The organism is Acinetobacter sp. ANC_7503, from assembly GCF_056780035.1.
The window spans coordinates 54,525-61,025 of sequence record NZ_JBWYJA010000014.1; the positions used below are offsets into that span (position 1 = coordinate 54,525).

The following is a 6,501-nucleotide window of genomic DNA, read 5'->3' on the forward strand; positions in this document are numbered from 1 at the left end:
TTTATTTTAGTTTTTCCAAAAAATGTTGATGCGCTGCGATGAGTTGATCAAAAACGGGCGAATGGAATAGATCGAAGTGACCGCAGACGAACTCACGATATTCACCTTGTTTTAGTTTTTGTGTGAGTTTACGTGTTGCTTTGATAGGAATAAGTGAATCTAGTTCCGCACCTGACACAAAAACAGGGCATTGAATTTTATGAACGATCATTGTTGGTCGGTATAAACCAATAGTTGCAACGATTCGAGCTGGTACAGCATTTTTCCAATGTATCCCGTCTGGGATCAGTCGATAATAGGCATCATAGCAATCTTCACCCGCCAAAATAGCAAACCGATCTTTTGCAACTACAGGCATGGTTTTTACTCTACCTATTTTTGCTAGGGCTAAATCTTGTAATGCAATCATGGTTGCAGGCAATAAATATTTTTTAGGATACAGCGTCAAGCTCGCTAAACCATCAACGTGTGGAAAATTAGAGATCACTGCTTTAAAGGTGTGTTCACTTGCTAATGTTAGAACATGCGCACCACTGAACGAATACCCCCATAAAATGATATTTTTTTTCGGGATGTAGAATCGGGTTTGAATATAGTCGATAACGACGTTCCAATCCTGAAGTTGACTATTTTTATCGACAAGATGCTGAACAGGACCACTGCTTAATCCAAAACCAGAATGATCAAATACGCATACGTTATATCCCAATTCTGCATAAGCTTCAGCGAAAGAGTTTAAGCCACAGCTTTTTTCTCCACCTAAGCCATGAGCCATAATGATGATACTAGAATCTTTTGTGATCGGCTCTGGCATATAAAAATCAGCTTGGATTTGATAGTTGCCATTCGGAATAAGTAATTCTTGAGTTTGCATCGTGGTTATCCTTAACACTTTTTTATTTTTAAAACCCAACTCAGGTTGGTTTAAGCATATCGTTATGCAGTATAAAAGTCTATTTGATGTCAAATCGTTCAGAAAATTTTAAGCCTGATTGATTTAAATACATTTTTATTCGATGAATTCGTATGAGTTTTTTCTATCGCAAACAATGTATCGCCTTAATCTTGAGCTATTTCATTTTGGTCAATCTATTTCCAGTACATGGTGCTGTCGACATGAAATTGATTCAATTAGGCTTAAATTCAAAAGGAGTGTTCTATTTAAAAGATGCATTTTGGTCAAGTGTAGTTGGGCATCAATGGGTTAAATATGTGCTAATCGCGATGTACTGCAGTATGCTGATATATGCAGTCATGGTCGCTTATCCCAAATCGAGAAATCAACGTTTGGAAACCTCTAAAAATTACATCACAATTTTTGCAGTTGCTTTAATTTCAATTATTTTAATAGTGTTGTTCAAATCACAGTCGAACTTGATGTGTCCATGGGATGCAGCTCAACCTCAGGGAATGACAATTGTCTGGAGTCTCAGTAGTAAAGTTGGGCATTGTTTTCCTGGAGGTCATGCTTCTGCAGGTTTTGCATTATTGAGTGGGTATTTTGTGTTCAGGAACAAAAAAACACAATTAGCTCAATTTTACTTATTGAGTGCAATTCTCTTGGGAATGTTTATGGGATGGACGCAAATGCTTAGAGGTGCACATTTTTTTAGTCATAATCTTTGGACAGGTTGGTTGATTTGGATATTCAATGTCGTAATATTTAGTCTAAAAGATAAGGCTAAATTAGCCTAAGCAATTAATGTAGTTTAATTTCCACTCTCACCAATAAACCACCTAATTGAGGGCTGCGATCAAAGATAAGATTGCCCCCCATACGTTCTACAGCTTTTTCAACAATTGATAAACCTAAGCCACTACCAATTTCTTGATGTTGCTCAACTCGATAAAATCTTTTTTTAATACGTTCATAGAGATCTGCTGAAATTCCTGGGCCACTATCTTCCACTTGAATGATCGCTATATCATTCTCTTGAAATGTCGAAACATTAATGATGCCATTGGGAGGCGTGTATTTAATCGCATTCTCTATTAAGTTGGTTAATATTGAATCTATAGCAGATGAATAATTTATAATTTGAACGTGTTCATAACGTTCCATACCTAAATCGATTTCTTTGGCTAAAGCTAAATGAATCAATTGTTCAATAGATTGATAAGCACGTTCATCTAACCGAATACTCATTTTTTTCTCGTTACTGGCATTCAATGAATCTTGTTGAGCGAGATTTAAAAGCTGTCCGACCAAATGCTGAGTTCGGTGTAAACCATTATTCATTTTGATTAACGATTCGTGATGGGGGAGCTCTTTGAGTAAAATTTTAGTTTGAAGATTTAATGCTGTAATTGGTGTTCTTAATTCGTGAGCGGCGTCTGCAATAAATTGTTTTTGTTCTTGTTGGGCATCAGAGATCCTTTGAAATAATTGATTGATCGCTTGAATGCTGGGTACTAGCTCAATAGGGTACTGTTGAGGGTCGATTACGGTCAGCTCATTTGGTTTACGTGTACTTAATTCGGATTTAAATTGCTCAAATGGAGCAAAATTTCTTCTAATCATAAAACCTAAGCCATAAATCGCGAAGGGCATAATGATTAAATAAGGTAAAAACATGTTGATTGCGAGCTCTATGGCTAAAGCTTGTCGAACAGAGTCTTGTTGGCTCACTTGAACTTGAACAGTTTTCAATGGAATCACATAGGTATGCCATTTACCATAATGATTAGTGTGATGATAAAAACCTGACTTTGCGACTGGCTCAACCAACTGTTTAAACTTTTCATGTAAATGTGATTGTTGGTCATAGGCCCAAACATCTACAAATAAATCTTCTTCATGGTACTGTTTTAAATGTGAAAATTTACTCTTTACAGGATCTGGATTAAATTTTGCAACGCGCTCTGCCAGATTTTTCAGCTGAGCATCAAGTATTTCATTTGTTTCCTCTAAAGCTGTTCTATAGGCTGAAAAAACCAATATACATCCCATCACCACACTAAAAATTGAGGTAAATACAACAAGTTGCTTTTGTAAAGAGTAGGGTTGCGTCATGTATCAATTCTTGTTTTATGGTGTAGGCTGACCTAGCCGATAACCTAATCCTCGCACATTACGTATAAAATTTTTACCTAATTTTGAGCGTATGCGATGAATATAGACTTCAATGGTATTACTGCTGATTTCATTTTCAATATCATACAGTTTTTCTTCAAGATTAGACTTCGAAAAAATCTTATTTGGATAAGTTAAGAGTGGAATTAATAAAGCCCACTCACGGTTTGAAAATTCAACCGTCTGATTTTCAAAACTCGCGATATGTTGTTCAAGATCTAACCTGAGTCCGCCAAATTCTAAAATTTGTTTTATCTGAGATGTATTTTGTTGAGATGTACGTCTGAGTATGGCGTGAATACGCGCTAATAACTCCTCAAACTCGTATGGTTTTACTAGATAATCATCAGCGCCTTGATTTAATCCATCGATACGGTGCTGAAGTTGATCTCTTGCTGAAATAATGAGTACAGGAATTGAAGGAAATAGTGAGCGAAGATGTTTGAGTACTTGCATGCCATCCATCATAGGTAATCCAAGATCGAGCAGCACTAAATCAAATGCTTGTTGATTTAATTGTTTTAAGCCATCGATGCCATTATTGACCCAGACTACTTCAAATGATTGATATTGGAGCAACTTTTGAGATGACTCTGCAATCATAAAGTCATCTTCAATCATCAGGATTTTATTCATATTAGGCTCTGTTCTATAATTGAGGTTTGCATTGTTGGCTGAGGTCTAATGCGGGTTGTAATGTTGTAGTATGAATATTCAATAAACTTAGCATGGTGTGAAAGACATTGTCTTGGCTAAGTGCATCATTCTTCTGAGATTTAATGCATCGTACAGTTGACGCTTCATGTTTTCGCCATGCTGTTGAAAACCACATGATCATCGGCACATGAGTTTGTTGTGATGGTGCAATTTGATAAGGCGCGCCGTGTAAATACATTCCATGTTCACCCGTGGATTCACCATGATCTGATAAATACCATAAAGCGGATTGAAATTGAGTTGGTTTGTTTAATAAATTGATTGTCGAAGCGAGAATATGGTCTGTATATACAATTGAATTATCATAAGTATTGATCAGAGCTTGTTGACTACATCCCTGAATTGCGCTGGTGTTACAAGTCGGCTGAAAGGGTGTGTATTGATGAGTGGACCGTTTATAGTAAGCTGGGCCGTGACTTCCCATTTGATGGAGTACGATAAGTCTTGGCGTTTTATCATTTTTGGGAATGGCTTGAATATAGGCATTAAGGCTATCAATCAATATTTCATCTTTACATTCACCCTTAGAATCGCACCATTGCTTATGAATAGATTCGGGAATTTCATAACGCTCAACCCGATTACAAACCTCTTTGCATCCTGAATTGTTATTGATCCACGTTACTTTGTAGCCCGCACGTTGAATAATATCGAGTAAGTTCTCCCGTTGTCTTGCGACTTTTTCTGTATATGCTTGTCGAGTCATACCAGAAAATAAACAAGGTACGGATACCGCCGTTGCAGTACCACAGGAACTGACGTTACGAAAATTGATTATATTTAATTTGCTTAATTCTGGATTTGTAGCTCGATCATATCCATTCAACTGAAAACTTTCTGCACGTGCTGTTTCTCCTATCACTAAAACCATCAGTTTTGGAGTTTGATGGGTCGCCGTTTGAATAAATTGGTGTGCATCACGTCCGTAGGGTTGAATTATAGTATTTTTGGGAGGTTTAAGATGTTTATAATAACTGAAGGACGCTGCAACGACATTTTGAGGGCTGATCATTCCTTTCAACTCTCTGTTTTCTCTAAAAATAGCTGCATAGTCAACATAATATAAATAAGCGCAACCTAACACTAAAATTAAACTGATTGCACTGTGTAACATTTTCCTGCAAAGGGTATGAAATAACGTTGATTTTTTGATATTCACCCAATAAATAAAAAAAAGAGGCGCTAAAATAAAAAATACAACCCAAATAAATAATCTTATATTTATCAGATCAAATGCTTCCATCGTATTGGTTTGCATCATATTTTGAATCTGATCAGCATTAATAATAATGCCTAAACTACTTACAAAATATGCAGAAATACCGCCTAATACAATCCAGATACTTGCAAATATCTTTACGTTCAATCTCCAATGAATAAGATTGAAAATAAAAAAATAAGCAGCTGTGATTAAGACAGATGAACCTATTAAAAAAAGAATTGCTGGGTAACCTTGATAAGGTGTGAGTGAAGTAAGATGTTTGTAGAACGCAATATTTAAACCCATGCCAACCCATACTGAGAGTACTAAATTGAATAGTGCTAGGCTTATCGTTGGTTTTTTCCATTGCTGAATGATAGATGTGTAGCGCATACGATGAGTTCTAATATTTAACTACGCTGAGATTAGGTTTTATTTCTTAAAATTTACTGAATAAATGATTTAAGTCTAGGGCATAAAAAAAGCCAGACTGGTGGAGCAATCTGGCAAAGCGTCAAGATGAGTCACCCGTGACAGGTGATGTTTCCTGAGTTCAGGTTTGAGTTGTTCTAAACTTAAGCCTGAATAAATTCAGCCACAGCTTGGTTAAACGCCTGTGGTTGTTCAACATTCGAAATGTGCGAAGCATTAATCTCAACAAGTTGACTACCCGCAATCGCGCCTTGCATAAACTGACCATCTGCCACAGTGGTCACAGGGTCTTGTTGACCTGCAATAATCAATACTGGAATCGAAATCTGTTTGAGTTGTTCACGCACATCCACCTTAGCCAAAGCTTCACAGCAGCTTGCATAACCTTCAGGGCTGCCAGCTCCTAAGTCGTTTGAAAGTTTTTCAATCACTGCTGGGTTGCTTTGGATAAAGGGATCTGTAAACCAACGACCTGCAGCCGTTGATGCAATCGGTGCTAAACCTTGTTCACGAACCAATACGGCACGATCATTCCAAGCATTTTCATTGCCAATTTTAGCGGCGGTATTACACACAATCACATGACTAAAGCGTTGAGGATGATTGATCGCTAACCATTGGCCTGTCAAACCACCCATCGAAATACCACAGAATGCAGCTTTTTCAACATTTAAATGGTCGAGTAAATTCACCACATCTTGACCAAGTTGATCAATGGTATATGGACCTTGAGGCGCGTCCGATGCACCATGACCACGTGTGTCATAACAAATCACATAATGAGAAGCTTTAAAAAACTCAATTTGTGATTGCCACATGCTGAAATTTGTCCCTAAAGAGTTAGAGAAAACAAGAGCAGGCTTGCTTGAATCACCAAAAGTTTGATAGTTGATTTGCGCATCATTTGAAGAAAAAGTAGGCATAGAATCCCTCCCGACCTCCCTTGAGAAAAGGGAGGGGGTTTTTAATAGTTAAACACGTTCAATAATTAAAGCGATGCCTTGACCCACACCGATACACATAGAGCACAATGCATATTTGCCACCAGTTGCCTCTAGTTGGTTGAGAGCAGTCGTCA

At 37.3% G+C, this 6,501-nt stretch carries 6 protein-coding genes and 1 pseudogene; 1 reads left to right on the forward strand and 6 read right to left on the reverse strand.

Annotated features, from left to right (window positions below; all coding sequences use genetic code 11):
* Window position 1: 1 nt before the first annotated feature.
* Window positions 2–874, reverse strand: coding sequence for an alpha/beta hydrolase (locus AC1M9M_RS13590; protein ID WP_180028882.1), 873 nt, complete (start codon window positions 872–874; stop codon window positions 2–4).
* Between the two features lie 152 nt (window positions 875–1,026).
* Here AC1M9M_RS13590 and AC1M9M_RS13595 point away from each other — a divergent pair, with 152 nt between their 5' ends.
* Complete coding sequence (locus tag AC1M9M_RS13595) at window positions 1,027–1,695, forward strand: phosphatase PAP2 family protein (RefSeq protein ID WP_481596595.1); 669 nt, start codon at window positions 1,027–1,029, stop codon at window positions 1,693–1,695.
* Between the two features lie 4 nt (window positions 1,696–1,699).
* Here the strand turns inward: AC1M9M_RS13595 and AC1M9M_RS13600 are convergent, their stop codons facing one another.
* The 5 genes and pseudogenes from AC1M9M_RS13600 to AC1M9M_RS13620 all read right to left on the reverse strand — a co-directional run.
* Entirely contained in the window at window positions 1,700–3,013 is a 1,314-nt protein-coding gene (locus AC1M9M_RS13600; protein WP_481596596.1) for an ATP-binding protein, read from the reverse strand.
* A 15-nt stretch (window positions 3,014–3,028) separates the two neighbouring features.
* Complete coding sequence (locus tag AC1M9M_RS13605) at window positions 3,029–3,709, reverse strand: response regulator transcription factor (protein ID WP_481596597.1); 681 nt, start codon at window positions 3,707–3,709, stop codon at window positions 3,029–3,031.
* Window positions 3,710–3,722: 13 nt separating this feature from the next.
* Complete coding sequence (locus AC1M9M_RS13610) at window positions 3,723–5,384, reverse strand: phosphoethanolamine transferase (protein WP_481596598.1); 1,662 nt, start codon at window positions 5,382–5,384, stop codon at window positions 3,723–3,725.
* 182 nt (window positions 5,385–5,566) lie between these two features.
* Window positions 5,567–6,346, reverse strand: coding sequence for a 3-oxoadipate enol-lactonase (pcaD, locus tag AC1M9M_RS13615; RefSeq protein ID WP_481596599.1), 780 nt, complete (start codon window positions 6,344–6,346; stop codon window positions 5,567–5,569).
* Window positions 6,347–6,394: 48 nt separating this feature from the next.
* Window positions 6,395–6,501: pseudogene (locus tag AC1M9M_RS13620) on the reverse strand (hypothetical protein); the annotation flags it as partial.